Annotated in this window: 14 protein-coding genes and 2 rRNA genes; 12 read left to right on the forward strand and 4 right to left on the reverse strand. The window is 47.6% G+C overall.

The window, feature by feature from the left end; translation table 11 throughout:
* Positions 1-87: 87 nt before the first annotated feature.
* From SCACP_RS00230 to SCACP_RS00240, 3 genes are all read right to left on the reverse strand, one after another.
* The gene (locus tag SCACP_RS00230; RefSeq protein ID WP_425059473.1) at positions 88-1269 is read right to left on the reverse strand and encodes an acetyl-CoA C-acetyltransferase; all 1182 of its coding nucleotides are present in this window, start codon (positions 1267-1269) and stop codon (positions 88-90) included.
* Between the two features lie 82 nt (positions 1270-1351).
* Entirely contained in the window at positions 1352-2902 is a 1551-nt protein-coding gene (locus SCACP_RS00235) for an acyl CoA:acetate/3-ketoacid CoA transferase (RefSeq protein ID WP_425059474.1), read from the reverse strand.
* Between the two features lie 337 nt (positions 2903-3239).
* Positions 3240-4640 carry a GntP family permease gene (locus SCACP_RS00240; protein ID WP_425059475.1) on the reverse strand — a complete coding sequence of 467 codons (1401 nt, stop codon included), beginning with the start codon at positions 4638-4640 and terminating at the stop codon, positions 3240-3242.
* A gap of 620 nt (positions 4641-5260) precedes the next feature.
* Here SCACP_RS00240 and SCACP_RS00245 point away from each other — a divergent pair.
* The 12 genes from SCACP_RS00245 (at position 5261) to SCACP_RS00300 (ending at position 20774) form a co-directional block, all read left to right on the forward strand.
* Positions 5261-6001 (forward strand): beta-ketoacyl-ACP reductase, encoded by a 741-nt coding sequence (locus tag SCACP_RS00245; RefSeq protein ID WP_425059476.1) that lies wholly within the window; start codon positions 5261-5263, stop codon positions 5999-6001.
* 327 nt (positions 6002-6328) lie between these two features.
* Positions 6329-8107, forward strand: coding sequence for a sigma 54-interacting transcriptional regulator (locus tag SCACP_RS00250; RefSeq protein WP_425059477.1), 1779 nt, complete (start codon positions 6329-6331; stop codon positions 8105-8107).
* A gap of 233 nt (positions 8108-8340) precedes the next feature.
* Positions 8341-9468 carry a tetratricopeptide repeat protein gene (locus SCACP_RS00255; protein ID WP_425061287.1) on the forward strand — a complete coding sequence of 376 codons (1128 nt, stop codon included), beginning with the start codon at positions 8341-8343 and terminating at the stop codon, positions 9466-9468.
* A 304-nt stretch (positions 9469-9772) separates the two neighbouring features.
* Complete coding sequence (gene ilvD / locus SCACP_RS00260; RefSeq protein WP_425059478.1) at positions 9773-11431, forward strand: dihydroxy-acid dehydratase; 1659 nt, start codon at positions 9773-9775, stop codon at positions 11429-11431.
* A 222-nt stretch (positions 11432-11653) separates the two neighbouring features.
* The gene (locus tag SCACP_RS00265) at positions 11654-12703 is read left to right on the forward strand and encodes a LacI family DNA-binding transcriptional regulator (protein ID WP_425059479.1); all 1050 of its coding nucleotides are present in this window, start codon (positions 11654-11656) and stop codon (positions 12701-12703) included.
* On the forward strand, positions 12681-13628 hold the full coding sequence (gene rbsK / locus SCACP_RS00270; protein ID WP_425059480.1) for a ribokinase: 948 nt from the start codon (positions 12681-12683) through the stop codon (positions 13626-13628). Before SCACP_RS00265 ends, rbsK begins: the two co-directional genes overlap by 23 nt.
* A complete protein-coding gene (gene rbsD / locus SCACP_RS00275; RefSeq protein WP_425059481.1) occupies positions 13625-14020 on the forward strand; it encodes a D-ribose pyranase in 396 nt (131 codons plus the stop codon). Before rbsK ends, rbsD begins: the two co-directional genes overlap by 4 nt.
* 9 nt (positions 14021-14029) lie before the next feature.
* The gene (locus SCACP_RS00280) at positions 14030-14587 is read left to right on the forward strand and encodes an ATP-binding cassette domain-containing protein (protein ID WP_425059482.1); all 558 of its coding nucleotides are present in this window, start codon (positions 14030-14032) and stop codon (positions 14585-14587) included.
* Complete coding sequence (locus tag SCACP_RS00285; protein WP_425059483.1) at positions 14521-15081, forward strand: substrate-binding domain-containing protein; 561 nt, start codon at positions 14521-14523, stop codon at positions 15079-15081. Before SCACP_RS00280 ends, SCACP_RS00285 begins: the two co-directional genes overlap by 67 nt.
* Positions 15056-15232: a hypothetical protein gene (locus SCACP_RS00290; protein WP_425059484.1), complete on the forward strand. Its 177-nt coding sequence runs from the start codon at positions 15056-15058 to the stop codon at positions 15230-15232. The genes SCACP_RS00285 and SCACP_RS00290 overlap by 26 nt, the downstream gene beginning before the upstream one ends.
* Positions 15233-15838: 606 nt before the next feature.
* Positions 15839-17435, forward strand: a 16S ribosomal RNA gene (locus tag SCACP_RS00295).
* A 422-nt stretch (positions 17436-17857) separates the two neighbouring features.
* A 23S ribosomal RNA gene (locus SCACP_RS00300) occupies positions 17858-20774 on the forward strand.
* Together the 16S and 23S rRNA genes form the textbook arrangement of a ribosomal RNA operon.
* Before the next feature lie 291 nt (positions 20775-21065).
* On the opposite strand, the gene SCACP_RS00305 is transcribed toward SCACP_RS00300, so the two are convergent.
* Positions 21066-21923 (reverse strand): 3-hydroxybutyryl-CoA dehydrogenase, encoded by an 858-nt coding sequence (locus tag SCACP_RS00305; RefSeq protein ID WP_425061286.1) that lies wholly within the window; start codon positions 21921-21923, stop codon positions 21066-21068.
* Positions 21924-21982 lie beyond the last annotated feature (59 nt).

Raw genomic sequence — 21982 nt, forward strand, 5'->3', positions numbered from 1 at the left:
CGGTAATAGCGCCAATAGATGATGAAATATCTACTGGCGCTATTAGGCTGGAGTGAATGCCGGGTAACTGGTTATTTGTATATAGGGTTAGATGCGTTCAACAATGGTAGCAACGCCCTGGCCGCCGCCAATACACAAGGTTGCCAGGCCGAGTTTGGCATCCCTGGCTTCCATGGCATGAAGCAGTGTAACCAGAATGCGCGCCCCACTGGCACCGATAGGATGGCCAAGGGCAATTGCGCCGCCATTAACATTGAGTTTTTCCTTAGCAAAGCCCAATTCTTTGCCGACAGCCAGGAACTGAGCGGCAAAGGCTTCGTTGGCTTCAATAAGGTCAAGGTCGGCTACGGTCAGGCCGGCTTTGGCCAGTGCCTTGCGGGTCGCAGGTACCGGGCCCATACCCATGATGGACGGGTCTACACCGCCGGAAGCAAAGGAGCGAATGCGGGCCAAGGGTTTAATTCCGAGTTCTTTGGCTTTGTCAGCAGACATGACCACCAGCGCGGCGGCGCCGTCATTGATTCCCGAGGCATTGCCGGCGGTAACGGAGCCATCTTTTTTGAAGGCTGGTTTTAAGCCGCACAGAGCTTGGGCTGTTGTACCGGCTCTGGGATATTCGTCAGTATCAAAGATGGTGTCGCCTTTTCTTCCTTTAATGGTTACCGGGACAATTTCCTGTTTGAAGGCGCCGCTTTCAATTGCCTTAATAGCTTTATCCTGGGATTCGAAAGCCAACTGGTCCTGGTCTTCCCGGGTGATGCCATATTTGGCAGCAACATTTTCGGCAGTAATTCCCATATGATAGTCGTTGAACGCACACCACAGGCCGTCATGAATCATAACATCGGTTACTTTGGAGTGGCCCATGCGATAGCCCCAGCGAGCTTTGCTGTCCAGAAGGTAGGGGGCTTGGGTCATACTTTCCATACCACCGGCTACAACAATGTCAGCATCACCGGTCATTATAGCTTGGGCAGCCAGATTAACAGTTTTTAGGCCGGACCCGCAGACCTTGTTGACGGTGTAGGAAGGGACTTCGACCGGAATACCGGCTTTAATGGCGGCCTGACGGGCGGGATTTTGCCCTAACCCGGCTTGCAATACATTGCCAAAAATTACTTCGTCAACAGCTTCTTTTTTTATTCCGGCCCTTTCCGCTGCGGCATTAATAACCAAAGCGCCAAGTTCAGTTGCCGGGACAGATGCCAAGGAACCGTTAAAATTACCAATAGCCGTACGTACTGCGCTGACAATTACTACTTCTTTCACTGGGAAAACACCGTCCTTGATCTAATATTAGATTCGAATCATCAATTTTGCTAGATAAAAAAGCAATCCATAGCGATAGTTTTTACTTTTTTAGGCTCATTAGTCCATTTTTGAAGATGCGCGCATCCATTATTTTTAGGTCCGGAGAGACAATGGGTTCAAAGTCCATGAGGGCAAGAATATCCTTCTGAAGATCAACGCCTGGCGCGATTTCTGTAAGCATCATACCCTCAGGAGTCAGTTCAAATACCGCCCGCTCGGTGATATATTTGACCGGTTGATTGACACTTTGTGCATACTTGCCGCTAAAGGTAATTTGTTCAACGTGCTGTAAAAACTTTTTAGCCTTACCTTCATTGAGGATGGTGAGCTTGCCTTCGGCGACTTTTACTTTCAGGCCGCCGGCGGTAAAGGTGCCGCAGAAGATAACTTGTTTGGCGTTTTGCGTTATATTGATAAAACCGCCGCAGCCTGCTACCCGTCCTTTGAATTTGCTGACATTGATATTGCCGTACTTATCTGTTTCAGCCAAACCTAAAAAGGCAAGGTCGAGTCCGCCGCCGTCATAGAAATCGAATTGATAAGGCTGGTCGAGAATGGCTTCGGCATTTATGGCTGCGCCGAAACTCTGGCCTCCGGCCGGGATGCCGCCTACCGGACCTGCTTCGACAGTCAGGGTCATCATGTCGCCGATACCTTCTTCATTGGCTACCATGGCCACACCCTCAGGCACACCAATACCCAGATTGACTTTGGCATTGGGGATTAACTCCAGAGCCGCCCGGCGGGCGATTACCTTTCGCTCGTCCAACGGCATGGGCGGAATGGCTGACAGCGGAACGCGGATTTCACCGGAATAAGCGGGGTTGTACTGCTCGGCAAAGGTCTGCATGTGTTTGCTTGGGTCATCAGCTACTACCAGATAATCAACAATAATGCCGGGAATTTTTACAGCCATGGGGTTTAAACTGCCGTTGGCTACAATACGTTCCACCTGGGCGATGACAATACCGCCAGAATTTTTTGCCGCTTGGGCGATAGACAAAATCTCCAGTGAGACGGCTTCGTGTTCAATGGTGATATTGCCCCGTTCGTCGGCGCTGGTGCCGCGAACAAAGGCTACATCTACCGGGAAGGGCTTGTACCATAGCCACTCTTCACCACCAAGTTCAATGACTTCTACCAGATCTTCTTTAGTTACGTCATTAATCTTGCCGCCTTCAACCCTGGGGTCAACGAAGGTGTTCAGGCCTACCTTGGTAATGACACCAGGTTTGCGGCCAGCTACATTGCGGAACCAATGAGTTAGGGTGCCTTGGGGGAAATTGTATGCTTCAATTTTATTTTCAACAGCCAATTTGCCCAGTTTCGGCGCCAGATTCCAGTGACCGCCAATGGCCCGTTTAACCATTCCTTCTATTCCTAGATGGTTGAGGCCGCGGTCTTTGCCATCACCTTGACCGGCGCCGTAGATCAGTGTCAAATTTCGTGGAGCATTTTCATTATTGTATCTTTCTTCCATAGCAGCGGTAAGCGCTTCAGGATGACCATTACCAACAAAACCACTGGTAGCGACAGTAGCGCCATCTCGCACCAATTTGGCGGCTTCTTGAGCTGTAATTATTTTAGCCATTATGCCACTCTCCTTAATAGAATATCTTTATTTTGCTATTAATGCAAGGATTATGCCAACAATAACGTAGTGCATCTTGTTCTTTTTAGGACATGAACTATGGCACAATGTCGGCTTGATTTTACAGACTGGAGAAACAGTTAATTTTTTAGAGAAACACATATGTGTGTATGGTTTTGAACACATGTGTCTAGTATTTTATACAATATTGGTTAAACGGAGATGTCAGGATCATCAGTTATTATCGGCTTATCATCTTTAATGAATATCCGGCATCGAAGAACCCTGTACCAGTTTAGGCACAGGGTTCTTGCGTCTGGTTAATGATGCGCCGTATTTATAGTATGCCGGTAATGGAGTGAAGTGTTATGACAACAAATACCATTAGTGTTTTGATGGATGTCATGACAAAGATATCGCCATAGGAGTCTTTGTGTGTGAGACCACAAACTGCAAGCAGGGTAATAACTGCGCCATTGTGGGGGAGGGTATCCATACCGCCGGAAGCCATGGAAGCTACCCGGTGCAGGATTTCTGGCGACATGCCGATAGAATTGGCCCAGGCCATCCAATCTTTGGCCATCAAGTCAAGAGCGATGGACATACCACCGGAAGCTGAGCCGGTGATACCGGCAAGAATATTAACCGTCACTGCTTCAGATACCAGCGGTGACCCGCCGACTTTGATGCTCATCAGAGCGGCAGAAATCGATTTAAAACCAGGTAGGGCGGCAATTATGTTACCATAACCAACCTCGGATGCCGTGTTCATGATTGCTAACAGTGAGCCAATGGCGCCGGCGTTTAAGGACTTTGCCAGAGCATTGGTAGAGCCGAGATTTCTGTAGCCAAGAGCTATTGCCAGGACAATGCCGCTAATAAGGGCGATAATGAGGGACCAGATACTGATTACATTATTAACTGCCGGGGCAGTAAGCGGCAGTTTCATGGCTTTGAACGGGTCCAGCATGGCCGGGTTCCAGGGGAATACGCGAGTCATAAGAAAATTGACTACCAGTACAGCTAAGAGTGGCAGTATAGCCACTTGCCACGAAGGAAGCTTGGCATCATGTTTGATTTCGGGCTCGTTTAGAGTATGGTTGCCATATCCTTCGCCGGCTGCTGCCGCAGCTTTCCGGCGTCTTTCCAGCCAGAGAATGCCCAAAGTCAAAATACCTAGACCGCCAAGCAGGCCAAGGACAGGAGCGGCGTAGATATTGGTACCGAAGAAGTTAGTGGGAATTAAGTTCTGGATCTGAGGAGTACCGGGAATGCTGTCCATAGTAGCCGTAAATGCGCCTAAAGCAATGGTGCCAGGAAGCAATCTTTTGGGAATGTCTGCTTCTTTAAATAAAGCGGATGCGAAGGGATAAACGGCAAAAACAACAACAAATAAACTTACTCCGCCATAAGTCAGTACACAGCCGGCTAATACCACCGACAGGATGGCCCGCTCCTTGCCAAGGCTTTTAATGATGGTATGGGCAATGCCTTTGGCAAGACCGGTGTCTTCCATGATTTTTCCGAATACGGCGCCAAGCAGGAATATCGGAAAAAATGACTTGATATAGGTAACAGCTTTTGCCATAAATAACTCGGTGTATGCCGGCATCAGGGAGAAGCCGGACAGCGAGGCGGCAAGCAGGGCAAATACCGGGGCAAACAAAATAACCGAAAAGCCCCTGTAGGCAAAAAACATTAATAAAAATAAACTAAGAAGAATGCCAATTACTTCCATGATTTTTAAACTACCTCCTAAAATGATATATTGGTATGCTGAGCAGGAATAGAATAAACAGGCAGAGTGTGCCCTCCTTTCTGTATTTTCGGCATCTCACTTACATGTACAAGCAAGTATTGTGCCAACAGTTACAAAGTAATGAATATATAGTTATATCACTATTTTCTGTTAGTTAATATAGGATCCCCCCCGGCAGCGAAAGATATACAGTGTATAAAAAAATAGACACTGTGTGCAGAAATAGATACAAGTGATTGTTTTTGCCGGTTTTCTGTATACAATGGCTGTTTTTAAAAAAATCCCAAAGAACAGTGCGATAACCGCGTATAGGTTTATATAAGTTAAATTTTCGATATATATGAAATCCAATAAAGATTTTTTTCTAGGCGTGTTGTTAGTAACGCTCCACCGCTGGCGCTTGACTTACGCTTATACTAACAACACGCCTGTACATCTTTATTGGATACTATATATATAGAATAAATTCTTATTGGCACGATAATTGCTTTACTCAATCTGTGAAACGACGGGGGAAACTCCTTCTTAGGTTCAAAATAATGCTTACTGAATTCTTAGGCGAGAGCAAGGAAAAAAATAACATTTAGGAGGCGTGAAAAATGAGAGGATTAAAAGACAAAGTTGTAATTATCACAGGAGCAGCCAGTGGTATTGGTAAAGCCACGGCGTTAAGGTTTGCTGAAGAAGGGGCGCATGTTGTTGTAGCCGATTATGCCGACGGCGCAGCCGCTGTAGAAGAGATAAAAGCAAGAGGCGCTCAGTCTGTTTACCTTAAGGTAAATGTTACTAACCAGGAAAATGTCCAAGCCATGGTGGACAAGACCATCGAAACTTTTGGCAAAATTGATGTTCTCATTAATAATGCCGGCATAACTAAAGACGCAATGATGAAAAAAATGACCAAGGATGCCTGGGATGCCGTAATCAGCGTAAATTTGACCGGCGTATTCAACTGCACCTCGGCTGTGTTGCCTCATATGCTGGAGCAAAAATCCGGCGTAGTGCTTACTACATCATCAGTTGTTGGATTATATGGGAATTTGGGGCAAACCAACTATGCGGCCAGCAAATGGGGGGTTATCGGCATGACCAAATCCTGGGTCAAGGAAATGGCCAAAACCGGGCTGCGTTTTAATTGTGTTGCTCCCGGGTTTGTTGCCACTGACATGGTGAAGAAAATACCCGAGCAAGTATTACAGGAAAAAATACTAGTAAAAGTTCCTGCCGGCCGGTTGGGAGAACCGGAGGAAATTGCTGCTGCCTTTGCGTTCCTGGCTTCCGATGATGCTAAATTCATTAATGGTACGGTACTTAGTGTAGACGGTGCTTGCACTTTGTAAGTAAGTAGGTAAAAAAATGTACGGCCCTCCTGGTAGCGTAGGAGGGCCATGCGCTTATAAGGCTCTGACAGCAGATATTATTATTTAAGCAACTGGTCAGGTATATTGATGATGTACCTGACCAGTTGCTTAGATAATATAAAGGGAAAATTGCATAAAGTGGGTGTGACAGGTACGAAGCCTTAAAAGGACTCAAGTCCACATTTGCTTTGTACCTTTTTGCTTTACTGGTTATACTGGTTATAAAAGACATAAAATTTGAAAAGGTTATTTTGATTCTAATATCAAATATTATATTATGTAGTAGCTGTGCAGGAGGTCTGATGGATGCATAAACGCGATTTAAATAGTTTGCCGGAAGCGTTCTCCTCGACCGGGATAGCAGAAATGAAAGTCGTGCTTGATTCGGTCTGTAATGGTGTTGTTGTTGTTGATTCTTACGGTTATATTACGTTGTTTAACGCAGCCGCCGAATTTATTTCCGGATTAGCTGCCGAAGCTGTGCTTGGAAAAATGGTAGATGATGTCATTCCTAACACCGGGCTGCTACGGGTATTGGAAACCGGAGTATCCGAACTCAACCAACGGCAAGATATAGGGAATTGTGCAATATTGACAAATCGTACCCCCATCATTAAAGACGGTCAAGTTGTGGGAGCTGTGGCAGTGTTTCAGGATATCACTGAACTTACTGAGGTAATTACCGAACTGGAAGACGTAAAACGGCTGAAAAGTACCTTGGAATCCATTCTGGAGAGTTTGAATGAAGGCATTGTGGTAGTTGATAAGCAAGGGACCATTACTATGTTGAACAAAGCCTACAGCGAATTTTTGAACGTTGATCCCCAAGAGGTCGTCGGTAAACATGTGGCAGAGGTAATTTCTAATACAAGGATGCATCTTGTTGCTCAAGGCGGTAAGGCCGAGGTGACAGATATCCAAAAAATCGGGGACAATACTTGTGTGGTTACCCGGATACCGATTATTGAAGACGGCGAAATTGTCGGAGCTGTTGGCAACGTGGTATTTAAAGATGTCAAGGATTTAAAATGTTTGGCCGGAAGAATTAATAAGCTGGAGTCAGAACTGGAATTTTATAAAGAAGAGTTATGCAAGATGTATGGCGGCAAATATACTATTGCCAATATCATTGGCAATAGTGAAAAAATGGCATATTTGAGAAATTTGGCAGCTAAAGCGGCCAAAGGAACCTCTACAGTACTGATTCTTGGTGAAAGCGGTACCGGCAAAGAATTATTCGCGCACGCCATCCATAATGCCAGCCGCCGGCGGCAAGGCCCGTTTATAAAGGTTAACTGTGCGGCAGTGCCGGAAAATCTTTTGGAATCAGAACTGTTTGGTTATGAAGAAGGGGCATTTACCGGCGCCCGCAAGGGAGGCAAGCCGGGAAAATTTGAACTTGCCAACGGAGGAACCATCTTTCTGGATGAAATCGGTGAAATGTCATTAGCCATGCAGGTTAAGCTGCTCCGGGTATTGCAGGAACGGGAGTTGGAGCGGGTGGGAGGGACCAAGACCACTAAGCTTGATATCCGGGTTATTGCCGCAACCAACCGTGACCTTGAAAAAATGATCGAGCAAAACCAATTTCGTCAGGACCTATATTACCGTCTAAATATTTTTACCCTTAATATACCTCCACTAAGGGACCGGCTGGAAGATATACCAGAGCTATGTGATATGTTGTTAAAAAAAATCAACAAGCAGATTGAGCATTGGGTAGAAGGGGTTTCGCCTGAGGCAATGGCGTTACTAATGGAATATAACTGGCCGGGAAATGTCCGGGAACTTGAGAATATATTAGAGCGAGCAGTAAATCTAATGGAGGATGACACAGTCATCATTCCCGAAGTGTTGCCACCCATGCTTAAAAAAATGCATAAAGGCAAGAGCCGTGATATTGAGCAGGCTAAAGACGCGGGGGGAAAGGAACCGGATTTGGCCGAAATAAAAGGAGATGCGGAAAAACAGGCTATTTTCCGGGCTTTGGAAGCTGCGGGCGGTAACAAAAGTAAAGCGGCCAGGATGCTGGGGATTCACCGGTCTGGTTTTTACCAGAAGTTGCAAAAATATAATATCCTTTAAAGTTTTTATGATATGAAATCCAATAGAGATTTTTTTATAGGCGTGTTGTTAGTAACGCTCCACTACTGGCGTTTGACTTACGCTTATACTAACAACACGCCCGTAAATCTTTATTGGATACTATAGAGATAAGAATTTGTATAGACAATTGACATGCTAGTAATTCCTGGCATATAATAAGAATATAAACCATAACCCCACCCATTATTTGCGGGTGGGGTTTTTTGCAGGTTATGGTGCTCAGGAACGAAGTAATTATTAATGTGAAGGATGATATGGTAATGGAAAAATATCAAAAACATGGTATCAACCCTTTACTTATCAGTATGGCTTCCGGCCAGGACATAGCCAGTGTGTCGCCGCGGCCGACTGTTGCCATGCTGCCAGGCAAATACCCCAAACTTGTGTATAAACATATAAAAGAGCTAAACAGTGAGTTTGCTGAGAATATTTTTCGCTTAACTTGCGGGAAGTGCGGCAAGAACGGCGACTATGACCTGGGTACACTGGCAATTCCCGTAATTACCGGTGAGGGAACAAGAGCAACAGACAAATTTCAAGCAGTAGGCTATTTTCGCTGCAAACATTGTAATGCTGCTGGCGATTGGAATTTATCACCAACCATTCAAACAATGCTTGCAGGGAAGCTAGCAGCTGCAGTAATAAAGCAAACTATTGAAACAGAGGCATCTTCTGATATTGTATTGGGGCAAGTGCTTATCGACAACGACTTTACACCGCGGTGGGGCAGTGATGCCGAAGATTATTTTTTGGAAAAGTTGGGTAAAAATCCGGAGAATGCTTATCTTTGGAACCGCCTGGGAAATATTTACTACAAAGGCAAGCGTCCTGAACTAGCAGTTACGGCTTATGAGCAAGCCCTGGCCAGGGATGCGGGCCAGGTAGAATCAATGTTTTCTTTGGGACGCATTTTGGCTGACTGTGGTTACCTTGAGACGGCCGCTGAGTATCTGCGGCAAGCAGTGGCATTTGCTCATCAGTATAACCTCCTGACAGCACATGATCTCAGGGAACTTATTGTTAGTGCTTTAACAATCTTGCTTGCTATCTATAACAAGACTGATCATGAAATTGATATGCTGCCTACACCAAATGAATTGGCCATAGCTCAGTTTGCCAATAGCGAAATTGCCGCTACCGTTCAGCTTGATTTTGAAATAAACCCTGGCCGGTGTGAGACGTTATATCCATTGGCTGAGGTATATATGGGCGCGCGGCGGGACGAACTGCCGCCAGCCGAGCGAAAAACACCTATTCCCCGGCGTAAAGTAGCATGGCCGTTGCCTGGCAAAGTCAATAAACAAAAGCCTCCCAAAAAAAATAAAAATAAAAAAAGGTGAAGGCTTTCTAAGGCAGCGAATCTTGAATAGGATGTTTTTTATTAACCGTCATAGTAAACAATGGATACTTTATAGATAAGGGAAGGATTTAGGCTAATTGTGTTGAATAATAACATAAATGTTAACTGCTGATTGCCAATACATGGATAATTGTCTTTGCTGGATAATACAGAGGCGTATTTCCTGACTCTAAGTATTCTTTCAGTATGAAGGCAGGACATCAAACGTTTGTATAAACATAGGTTTGATAAGTTTCAAAAAACGTAGTAATAAAAATGATTTGGATGAGGGGAGAATTAATTTTATGGCATTAAAGAGCGATATTGTAAAAAAGGGATCAACACGCGCGGCGCACCGGTCACTGTTCTATGCGATGGGCTATACTCCCAAAGAGTTGGAAAAGCCCATGATCGGTGTTGTTAACGCGTTCAATGAAATTATTCCGGGTCACATGCATTTGAAAGATATTGCTGATGCCGTTAAACTTGGGGTGGCAGCAGGCGGGGGTATGCCGGTCGAGTTTCCGGCGATTGGCATTTGCGACGGTATTGCTATGGGGCATGACGGTATGAAATATCCGTTGGCCAGCCGGGAACTTATTGCCGACTCCATTGAAGCTGTGGCAACCGGTCACAGTTTTGACGGTTTAGTCCTAATCCCCAACTGCGACAAAATTGTCCCCGGTATGCTCATGGCAGCTGCCCGTGTCAATATTCCCTGCATTGTAGTCAGCGGTGGTCCAATGCTTGCCGGACGTTATCAGGGGCGGGATATTAGTGTCAGCACCATGTTTGAAGCCGCCGGAATGTATGAGGCTGGCAAAATTACAGCCGGTCAACTGGACCAAATGGAAAAATCCGCTTGTCCGGGTTGCGGCTCGTGCGCCGGCATGTTTACCGCCAACACCATGAACTGTATGGCTGAGGCGTTGGGTATGGCATTGCCTGGGAATGGAACAATTCCGGCTGCTTATTTTGGCGCCCGCCGCATGATGGCCAAGCAAGCCGGGGAACTTATTGTTGACTTAGTCAAGCGGGATGTTAAAGCACGGGATATCATGACAATCAAGGCTTTTGAAAACGCTATAACTGTTGACATGGGTATTGGCGGTTCATCAAATACAGTATTGCATTTAACGGCTATTGCCAATGAGGCTGGCATTGAGCTGCCGCTGTCATTATTTGATGAAATTAGTGCCAGAACTCCCTATATTACAAAGCTAAGTCCGGGGGGCAGCCATCATATTCAAGACCTTAACGAAGCCGGCGGCATCCCGGCAGTAATGAAAGAACTGTCCAAGCTCGGTGGCATTCATACCGATGCGTTAACAGTAAACGGCACTGTTGGCGACAGGTTGAAAAATGCGGCGATTTTGCGTCCGGATGTAATTAAGACTGTTGAAGAGCCGTACCGTAACAAGGGGGGGGTCGCCATCCTAAACGGTAATTTGGCTCCAGATGGCGCAGTCGTTAAAGAAAGCGCTGTAAAAGAGGACATGCTTACCTTTGAAGGGACCGCCCGTGTATTTAACTCGGAAGAAGAAGCGATCGAAGCGATTATTGGCAAGAAAATCAAGGATGGCGATGTTGTTGTTATCCGTTATGAAGGTCCCAAAGGCGGCCCAGGTATGAAAGAAATGCTTAATCCGACAGCAGTCATTGTCGGTATGGGATTAAAGGTGGCTCTTTTAACCGACGGCCGTTTTAGCGGTGCTACCCAGGGAGCGTGTATCGGCCACATTTCGCCGGAGGCCATGGAAGGCGGTCCGATTGCGCTGCTGGAAGACGGTGATATTATTAATATCGATATTCCCGGTCGCAAGCTTGAAGTAAAGGTAAGCCCGGAGGAATTGGCTAAGCGGAAAGATGCCTGGGTTAAGCCTGCTCCCAAAGTAGCTACAGGCTATCTTGCCCGGTATGCAAAACTAGTGACATCAGCTAACACCGGCGCGATTCTTAAATAAATAGTAATTTGTTGTAGTAACTATACTACTGAGGCAGCCCCTGTAGGGCTGCTTTTTTCTTTGTTGTAATCGTACAAATTTTTTGCAAACTATAGCAGGATTTTTTAAAATTGTGTAGTAACATACTAGTAAACGTTTACGAAAACGTTTACAACATGATAAGTCTACGATAACAATACAAAACTTATTAAAAATGGCATAGAATTTAGCAGGAGATTAAAAGTGAAGCACCGGAAAAAAATTGTAACGAATGTAACAATCAAAGATGTTGCCCGGGCGGCTGGCGTGTCCATTGCTACCGTATCCAGGATTCTAAACGGCAGCGCCGGGGTATCGGAAGAACTGGCTGCCCGGGTTGCGGCGGCTGTAGTTGAACTTGGGTACCGTCCCAATGATGTAGCCAGGGCACTTAAAGTGCGGGAATCGCGCAGTATCGGGTTAATTATTCCCGATATTGAAAATCCATTTTTTCCGGCATTGGTCAGAGGTGTAGAAGACGCTGCCCGGCAGCAAGGGTATGCCGTTATTTTATGTAATACTGACGGCAAGCTTGAAGAGGAAGAACGTTATATACGGTTTTTATTCAGTAAACAAGTGGACGGTATTTTGTTTACCGGCGGAGTTGACTGTGATGACAGTTTAGGGTTATTAGCGAGTTTGCCGATACCTGTTGTTGCGCTGGACAGACGCGCGGCCGCCGAGTTGAGCGCCGTTGTTTGTGACAATTATCAGGGGGGAATTTTGGCTGTTGAGCATCTGTTTGAACAGGGGCGAAAAAGAATTGCCTTTATTGGTGGCCCGGCACGTTCGTCATCGGCCATTGACCGGCGACGCGGTTTCCTTGATACCCACAGTCGCTATGGGGTGGTTGTTAACGGGCGGCTTATGATTACCGGCAATTACTCGTTTGACAGTGGTTATAGGGCGGCGGTGGCGCTCATGGAAAGCCGTGAGCCGTTCGACGCCATATTTGCCGCTAATGACATGATGGCCATTGGGGCCATCGAGGCCTTAACTGAACAGGGGATCAATATACCTGATGATGTGGCGGTAGTTGGCTATGATGACATAAGAATGGCCGGCTGGTATAAACCCGCACTGACTACTGTGCGCCAACCTGTCTATGAGATGGGAATGGCGGCTGTAGCTATGCTGCTTGATCAAATCAGCGGTGTAAGAGCCAGTGCTTGCGAAGAAAAGTTCAAACCGGAATTGATTGTGCGCAATTCTTCCGGCGGTAGGGAGGGTCATGATGGTGTCAGTTCAATCTAAGCCAGTTTTAGTTGTTGGCAGCCTCAATATGGATTTAGTAGCTACGGCAGACAGGCTGCCTGCAGTCGGTGAGACAGTATTTGGCAAGGATTTTGCTACTTTTGCCGGTGGTAAGGGAGCCAATCAGGCGGTGGCCGCCGGCAAACTGGGGGCCAAAGTAACTATGGTTGGTTGTATCGGGCAGGATGCTTTTGCCCAGCAACTTTTAAACAGCTTGGCTGCAAACAGTGTTAATACCGCGCTTGTCCGCCAAGTCGATATATCTACCGGTACGGCGCTTATTACCGTTGGAGCGTCAGGGGCCAATACCATTGTAGTAGTGCCAGGAGCAAACGCGCACTGCAATAAACAAGATGTTGACAAAGCGCTTAGTAGCTTTAGCCAGCCGGGCATTTTGCTGGTACAGCATGAAGTGCCGTCAATTACTGTCGAATATGCCATTAAGGCTGCTAAAGCGGCTGGCTGGACGGTAATTCTAAATCCTGCGCCTGCCCGTCAGGTGCCGGAGTCAACGCTGGCACTGGTAGACATTATTACTCCAAATGAAACTGAAGCTGCGGTACTTACCGGCAGCAAGATTAACTCGCCGGATGATGCCGTAGTCGCAGGCAAGCGCTTGCTTGCCCTAGGTGTTAAAGCTGTAGTCGTTACTTTGGGCGGCCAAGGAGCTATGTGCATTACTAATCAGGAGATATATCATGTACCGCCTATTCGTGTTGACGCAGTTGATACAACCGCAGCCGGCGACGCCTATACCGGCGCGCTGGCTGCTGCCCTCGCCGAGGGGCAATCACTTAAAGCCGGTTTAAAATTTGCCGCCGTTGCTGCCGGGATATCGGTAACAAGGCGGGGCGCTCAGCCGGCGTTGCCGTGGCGGCAAGAAGTCGATGAATTGATCGGTACACAGGAGGAATGTACCAAATGAAAAAAATAGGGACGCTTAACCAACCGCTTAGTGAAATAATTGCCGGGATGGGGCATGGTGATATGTTAGTCATAGCTGATGCCGGTTTACCCATACCTGCTGGGGTGCGCCGCATAGACCTGGCGCTTACGCCGGGAATTCCCGGATTTTTACCTACCCTTGAGGTCATATTGAGTGAGCTTCAGGTGGAAAGCGCCATTGTTGCCGGCGAAACTGCCGAGGTTAGTCCGCAAATTTATGAAGGTGTTAAAGCGGCGCTGGAATATGTTCCGGTAGCCATGGTCAGCCATGAGGAGTTTAAAGCCCTAACCAGCCAGGCGGTAGCGATTGTCCGCACCGGCGAGTGTACACCTTATGCTAATATAATTTTAAAATCAGGCGTAACATTTTAGGAGGTTGGCGTGATTAATAAAGCTCTACTTGAGATGCGGGGCATAACTAAAGAGTTTCCTGGCGTTAAAGCCCTGAAAAAAGTAGATTTTTTCCTTAATGCCGGTGAAATAACACTTGATGGCCAGGCAATTGAAATAACCGGGCCCCGGCATGCTCAAGAGCTGGGTATCGGGATTATTCACCAGGAACTTAATCTTGTACCGGAACTTACTGTCATGGAAAATATTTTTTTAGGCCGCGAACCATTACACGCTTTGGGGTTTGTTGACTGGAAATCCATGCGTGTCCAGGCAGCTAAGGTTTTGCTGCAGTTAGGTTCGGATATTTCTCCGGATGCCACAGTATCTGAACTCAGTATTGGTGAGCAGCAGATGGTCGAGATAGCAAAAGCGTTGTCCTATGAAATCAAAATACTCATTATGGACGAACCTACCGCTGCCCTTACCGGTCGCGAAACTGAGCATCTTTTTAGCATTATCCGTCAACTGCTTGTTGTTTTATGGATGCGCAAAATGATGCTTCCAAACAGTTGGCTAATATTGAAAATCTTATTCAACAAAAAGTAAGTGTTATTATTGTTAATCCTGTTGACTCCAAGGCTATTGTTCCGGCTATTGAAGCCGCCAACAAGGCTAACATTCCGGTAATTACCGTTGACCGTGGTGCTGCTGGCGGTAAAGTTATCAGCGCTATTGCTTCCGACAATGTTGCCGGCGGTAAAATGGCCGGCCAGCTTATTGTTGACAAACTGGGCGGTAAAGGTAAAGTCGTGGAACTTGAAGGTATTCCCGGCACCTCGGCTGCCAATGACCGTGGTAAAGGCTTTAACGAAGCCATTAAAACCGCAACCGGTATTGCGGTGGTTGCTAAACAGCCGGCCGATTTTGACCGGGCTAAAGGCATGAAGGTTATGGAGAACATCCTTCAGGCCAATCCGGAAATAAACGCCGTATTCGCCCATAATGACGAGATGGCTCTTGGTGCTCTCGAAGCCATTAAGGCTGCTAAACGTACCAACATAATGGCAGTTGGCTTTGACGCCACCGCTGATCGCTGTTAAAGCTGTGAATGAAGGCGCTTTAGCTGCAACTGTGGCCCAGAAGCCTAAAGATATGGGTAGAATCAGTATTGAAACTGCTAAAAAGATTATTGCCAATGAAAATGTTCCGGCTTCTATTCCGGTTGCGCTTGAACTGGTAGTTAAGAAGTAGTATATTATTTAAATAGCCAAGGGGCAGGCGTAGTCTGCTCCTTTTCGTTTAGTTTGTTTTTTCTAAATTATATGAATAATAATTGACAAAGTGGTCTAAACTATGCTACGATAAGTCCCGGATATGCTAATTGGCAATGGTTACAGCACTAATAGGCATGATTATCAAAAAGATATTGACACGGCAGGATAGGCGTGTTAATATATAAAAGTCGCTGATATGGCGACAAAAATTAACAAAAAAAATATATTGACACATTGCAAGATGATGTGTTAATATATAAAAGCTGTCGCCGCTGCGATGCAGTAGCGGTGAAAACAAAGAATGTGTTCCCTGAAAACTGAACAATGTAAGAATGCATCATAAGCGTACTATTGTACGGGCTGCATAATATTCATGGTCTTGACGGCCGTGATGTTATGTATTCTCGATACATTGTACGGGCCAGATGTGCGGTTCGTGTGTCGCTTGCGACATACGAAAACCTAAATTAATTCTTTATTGATTTAACGAGCCAACAAATGGCTTCATGATAACGCGGATGTTCGACTGCTAACGCAGCGAACAAAGCGATCACATCAGCGCTAAAGCGCTGTGTGCCTGCTTTTCATGGAGAGTTTGATCCTGGCTCAGGACGAACGCTGGCGGCGTGCCTAACACATGCAAGTCGAACGGTCTGCTGTTCAACACCGAGAGTTTTTGCCAACACAAGAGCCATCGGTGTTGGACAGCAGATAGTGGCGAACGGGTGAGTAACGCGTAGACAACCTGCCTCTAAATTGGGGACAACACCGCGAAAGTGGTGCTAATACCGAATGTGGTATCCTGGCCGCATGGCGAGGATAAGAAAGGTGGCCTCTATTTATAAGCTGCCGTTTAGAGATGGGTCTGCGTCTGATTAGCTGGTTGGTGAGGTAACGGCTCACCAAGGCGACGATCAGTAGCCGGTCTGAGAGGATGAACGGCCACACTGGGACTGAGACACGGCCCAGACTCCTACGGGAGGCAGCAGTGGGGAATCTTCCGCAATGGACGAAAGTCTGACGGAGCAACGCCGCGTGAGTGAAGAAGGCCTTCGGGTTGTAAAGCTCTGTCGTTTGGGACGAACGTGGTTTGGGTGAATAATCCAAGCTAATGACGGTACCAAAGGAGGAAGCCACGGCTAACTACGTGCCAGCAGCCGCGGTAATACGTAGGTGGCAAGCGTTGTCCGGAATTATTGGGCGTAAAGGGCGCGTAGGTGGATCATTAAGTCTTGAGTCTAAGAGCGGTGCTCAACGCCGTATAGGCGCAGGAAACTGGAGATCTTGAGTGCAGGAGAGGAAAGCGGAATTCCCAGTGTAGCGGTGAAATGCGTAGATATTGGGAGGAACACCAGTGGCGAAGGCGGCTTTCTGGACTGTGTCTGACACTGAGGCGCGAAAGCCAGGGGAGCGAACGGGATTAGATACCCCGGTAGTCCTGGCCGTAAACGATGGATACTAGGTGTAGGAGGTATCGACCCCTTCTGTGCCGGAGTTAACGCAATAAGTATCCCGCCTGGGGAGTACGGCCGCAAGGTTGAAACTCAAAGGAATTGACGGGGGCCCGCACAAGCGGTGGAGTATGTGGTTTAATTCGACGCAACGCGAAGAACCTTACCAGGGCTTGACATTGAGCGAAAGGTCTAGAGATAGATCCCTCTCCTTCGGGAGACGCGAAAACAGGTGGTGCATGGCTGTCGTCAGCTCGTGTCGTGAGATGTTGGGTTAAGTCCCGCAACGAGCGCAACCCTTATCCTTTGTTGCCAGCACGTTATGGTGGGAACTCAAGGGAGACTGCCGCAGAGAATGCGGAGGAAGGCGGGGATGACGTCAAGTCATCATGCCCCTTATGTCCTGGGCTACACACGTACTACAATGGGCTTAAACAAAGCGAGGCAAGACCGCGAGGTCAAGCAAAGCGCGCAAATGAGCTCTCAGTTCGGATCGGAGGCTGCAACCCGCCTCCGTGAAGTCGGAATCGCTAGTAATCGCAGGTCAGCATACTGCGGTGAATACGTTCCCGGGCCTTGTACACACCGCCCGTCACACCACGAAAGTTGGAAACACCCGAAGCCGGTGGGGTAACCGTAAGGAGCCAGCCGTCTAAGGTGGGGCCGATGATTGGGGTGAAGTCGTAACAAGGTAGCCGTATCGGAAGGTGCGGCTGGATCACCTCCTTTCTAGGGAGAACTGTTCGAGGTGACACTCGGACTACTTCCAGGTCGGTACATTTGGCAGATGATAACTCTTACATTGTTTGGTTTTGAGGGAATGCTAGTTACCAGAAGTTACTTGTTGAAATACACGAGTGACTATGATAACATAGATATTCCTGATGTTCCTTGAAAACTGCACAGAAGAAAGCAAAAGTAAAGTAATGCCTCATAGTAACATATGAGAAGTTCTTTACGCGCAATTAGGATTTATACTAAAGGCAAAACGTAAGCTATTAGAAAAAGCTTATTAACGGCTTAGACTGTTCAGCGTGTATCAGATGCAAGGCGGACCGGAGAAGTGTGCAGCGCCGCGTACGTAGTGTGTACGCAAGCAAACACTTCGAGGACCAACGAAGCAGATGATGCGCGATCAACAGTCGTAACTAAGTCAAGTTAGTAAGGGCATACGGCGGATGCCTAGGCGCCAAGAGCCGACGAAGGACGCGGTAAGCTGCGAAAAGTCATGGGGAGCCGCAAGCAGGCACTGATCCATGAATATCCGAATGGGGGAACCCGGCGGTGATAATGCACCGTCGCCTAACTTAGGTTAGGAGGGCACCAGGGGAACTGAAACATCTAAGTACCCGGAGGAAAAGTAATCAAACGAGATTCCCTAAGTAGCGGCGAGCGAACGGGGAAGAGCCCAAACCAGAGAGCTTTTGCTCTTTGGGGTTGAGGACCGGCGGAAGTTGAGCCAGGTCTAGTCGAACTACCTGGAAAGGTAGGCCGCAGAAGGTAACAGCCCTGTAGGCGAAAGACAGAGGCGAAACGGCTGGAATCCAGAGTACCACGGGACACGAGGAACCCTGTGGGAAGCAGGGGGGACCACCCTCCAAGGCAAAATACTCCTTGGCGACCGATAGCGCATAGTACCGTGAGGGAAAGGTGAAAAGCACCCCGGGAGGGGAGTGAAAGAGAACCTGAAACCGTATGTCTACAAGCAGTCGAAGACCGTTAAAAGGTCGACGGCGTGCCTATTGAAGAATGAACCGGCGAGTTACAGTAACTAGCGAGGTTAAGTGGAAAACACGGAGCCGAAGCGAAAGCGAGTCTCAAGAGGGCGAAAAGTTAGTTATTGTAGACCCGAAACCGCAGTGATCTATCCATGACCAGGGTGAAGCGCAGGTAAAAATGCGTGGAGGCCCGAACCCGTGAGCGTTGAAAAGCTTTGGGATGAGTTGTGGATAGGGGTGAAATGCCAATCGAACGCGGAGATAGCTGGTTCTCCCCGAAATAGCTTTAGGGCTAGCCTCAAGAGGTAAGTACAGACGGTAGAGCACTGATAGGGCTAGGGGCCGTTTAGGTTACTGAACCTTGTCAAACTGCGAATGGCTGTACTCAAAACTTGGGAGTCAGACTACGAGTGATAAGATCCGTGGTCAAGAGGGAAACAGCCCAGACCATCAGCTAAGGTCCCGAATGCCGTACTAAGTGGCAAAGGATGTGCAATTTCCGAAACAACCAGGATGTTGGCTTAGAAGCAGCCACCATTCAAAGAGTGCGTAATAGCTCACTGGTCGAGAGATTGTGCGCCGAAGATGACCGGGGCTAAAGTACGGAACCGAAGCTATGGCATGTCTAACGACATGGGTAGGGGAGCGTTCTATATGGATTGAAGCAATACCGTAAGGAGTTGTGGACTGTATAGAAGTGAGAATGCCGGTATGAGTAGCGAAAAGACAAGTGAGAATCTTGTCCACCGAAAGCCTAAGGGTTTCTGAGGAAGGATCGTCCGCTCAGAGTCAGTCGGGACCTAAGCCGAGGCGTAGATGCGTAGGCGATGGACAACTGGTTAAAAATCCAGTACCACCTAGAGTCGTTTGAGTGATGAAGTGACACAGCAGGGTAGATGAGCGCGAGGATGGAAATTCGCGTCTAAGCTTGTAGGGTGCTTGGTAGGCAAATCCGCCAAGCTGGAACCTGAGGAGTAACGGAAAGCTGTTAGAAATAACGGCGAATTCATTGATCCCACACTGTCAAGAAAAGCTTCTAGCGAGATGATAGGTGCCCGTACCGTAAACCGACACAGGTAGGCGGGGAGAGAATCCTAAGGTGCGCGGGAGAACCCTCGTTAAGGAACTCGGCAAAATGTCCCCGTAACTTCGGGAAAAGGGGAGCCTCGGATGTGTACACTTGAAACGGTGGAAGCATAAAGAGGTTGCAAAAAAGAGGCCCAAGCGACTGTTTACCACAAACACAGGTGCCTGCTAAAGCGAAAGCTGACGTATAGGTGCTGACACCTGCCCGGTGCCGGAAGGTTAAGAGGAGAGCTTAGAGCAATCGAAGGTTTGAATTGAAGCCCCGGTAAACGGCGGCCGTAACTATAACGGTCCTAAGGTAGCGAAATTCCTTGTCGGGTAAGTTCCGACCCGCACGAAAGGTGTAACGACTTGGGCACTGTCTCAACGAGGGACCCGGTGAAATTGAAATACCTGTGAAGATGCAGGTTACCCGCGACTGGACAGAAAGACCCCATGGAGCTTTACTGCAACCTGACATTGAGTTTTGGTAAATGATGTACAGGATAGGTGGGAGGCTGAGAAGCTAGGACGCAAGTCTTGGTGGAGCCGATGTTGGGATACCACCCTTGATTTACTGGAGTTCTAACCGAAGGAGTAACGAGACTCGGGACAGTGTCAGGCGGGCAGTTTGACTGGGGCGGTCGCCTCCGAAAGAGTAACGGAGGCGCCCAAAGGTTCCCTCAGCGCGGATGGAAATCGCGCGAAGAGTGTAAAGGCAGAAGGGAGCTTGACTGCGAGACAGACAAGTCGAGCAGGGACGAAAGTCGGGCTTAGTGATCCGGTGGTACCGAGTGGAAGGGCCATCGCTCAACGGATAAAAGCTACCCTGGGGATAACAGGCTAATCTCTCCCAAGAGTCCATATCGACGGGGAGGTTTGGCACCTCGATGTCGGCTCATCACATCCTGGGGCTGAAGTAGGTCCCAAGGGTTGGGCTGTTCGCCCATTAAAGTGGTACGTGAGCTGGGTTCAGAACGTCGTGAGACAGTTCGGTCCCTATCCATCGCGGGCGCAAGAGACTTGAAGGGAACTGCTCCTAGTACGAGAGGACCGGAGTGGACGGACCAATGGTGTACCAGTTATTCCGCCAGGAGTACAGCTGGGTAGCTACGTCCGGAAAGGATAAACGCTGAAAGCATCTAAGCGTGAAACCAGCCTTAAGATGAGGTCTGTCATTCGAAAGAAGTAAGGCCCCTTACAGATGATAAGGTAGATAGGCCAGGTGTGTAAGTGGAGCAATCCATTGAGCTGACTGGTACTAATCGGCCGAGGACTTGACTTATATTTGCCTGGAGTAGGGAAGTTACTCGCTAACGCTCGTAACTAAGCGACTCACACAGGTTCTAGCGTTGCTATTGCTCCTGATAACCTGGTTCGCTGCTTATCTTCTGTGAAGTTTTCAGGGAATGTACCTATACGAATCAGCACTCATGATAGTCACGAGTGCTTTTTTTGTTTTTCTATCCATCATAGAATTAACGCTAAGCATACTATTCTTGCCTGGCATTCTTTGAAAAAAATTGCAGTTAGCCTCTATCTGAGACTAGCTGCAATTTTTTTGGTCACGATAGGTTTACTTGCTATAGTCGTAAAAGCCTTTACCAGTCTTACGGCCAAGGTAACCGGCCTGAACCATCTTTTTAAGCAGCGGGCAGGGGCGGTATTTAGGGTCACCATAGCCGGCAAACAGGACTTCCATAATATAGAGTACCGTATCGTTACCGATAAGGTCTGATAACGCTAACGGCCCCATTGGATGATTGAATCCCAGCTTAGCTACCGTATCGATATCTTCAGCGCTGGCGACACCTTCCATTAGGGTGTAGACAGCTTCATTAATCATGGGCATCATGATCCGGTTACCGACAAAACCGGGGAAATCTTCTATTTTTACCGGTGATTTGCCAAGCGTAATTGTTAACTCTTGCACAGCAGCGAAGGTATCTTTACTTGTCGCCAGACCATTGATGATCTCAACCAGTTTCATCACTGGCGCGGGGTTAAAGAAATGCATGCCAATCACTTTTTCCGGGCGCTTGGTCGTCGCGGCAACTGCGGTGATTGGCAAGGAGGAAGTGTTAGTTGCCAAGATGGTATGAGCCGGGCAAAGGCGGTCTAGCGTCTGGAAGATATCGCGCTTAATGTCCATATTTTCAACGGCGGCTTCAATGACCAGATCTACGTTGCAGGCTGCAGCATCAAGTTCTACAACCCCAGAGATCCTGGCAAGGATGGTGTCCTTTTCTTCGGAAGACAGTTTGCCTTTTTCTACCGCTTTAGCGAGATTTTTGTCAATGGTTTTAATACCTTTTTGGACAAAATCTTCTTTTATGTCACGCAGAATTACCTCCAAGCCGCTTTGGGCCATGACCTGGGCAATACCACTGCCCATTTGCCCAGCACCGATAATTAATACTTTGTTGATTGCAATGTTCATCGTTGATTGATTATCCTCCTTGTTACATGTGTTTAAAAAATGGGCGTTGTTCC

Source organism: Sporomusaceae bacterium ACPt, assembly GCA_041428575.1.
Taxonomy (GTDB): domain Bacteria; phylum Bacillota; class Negativicutes; order Sporomusales; family Sporomusaceae; genus Sporomusa_D; species Sporomusa_D carbonis.

Excerpts from the sequence above, each read along its gene's own strand:
- SCACP_RS00250 (WP_425059477.1), top strand. The coding sequence starts at position 6,329 with ATGCATAAACGCGATTTAAATAGTTTGCCGGAAGCGTTCTCCTCGACC.
- SCACP_RS00245 (WP_425059476.1), top strand. The coding sequence starts at position 5,261 with ATGAGAGGATTAAAAGACAAAGTTGTAATTATCACAGGAGCAGCCAGT.
- rbsD (WP_425059481.1), top strand. The coding sequence starts at position 13,625 with ATGAAAAAAATAGGGACGCTTAACCAACCGCTTAGTGAAATAATTGCC.
- ilvD (WP_425059478.1), top strand. The coding sequence starts at position 9,773 with ATGGCATTAAAGAGCGATATTGTAAAAAAGGGATCAACACGCGCGGCG.
- rbsK (WP_425059480.1), top strand. The coding sequence starts at position 12,681 with ATGATGGTGTCAGTTCAATCTAAGCCAGTTTTAGTTGTTGGCAGCCTC.
- SCACP_RS00235 (WP_425059474.1), bottom strand. The coding sequence starts at position 2,902 with ATGGCTAAAATAATTACAGCTCAAGAAGCCGCCAAATTGGTGCGAGAT.
- SCACP_RS00285 (WP_425059483.1), top strand. The coding sequence starts at position 14,521 with ATGGATGCGCAAAATGATGCTTCCAAACAGTTGGCTAATATTGAAAAT.
- SCACP_RS00255 (WP_425061287.1), top strand. The coding sequence starts at position 8,341 with ATGGTGCTCAGGAACGAAGTAATTATTAATGTGAAGGATGATATGGTA.
- SCACP_RS00240 (WP_425059475.1), bottom strand. The coding sequence starts at position 4,640 with ATGGAAGTAATTGGCATTCTTCTTAGTTTATTTTTATTAATGTTTTTT.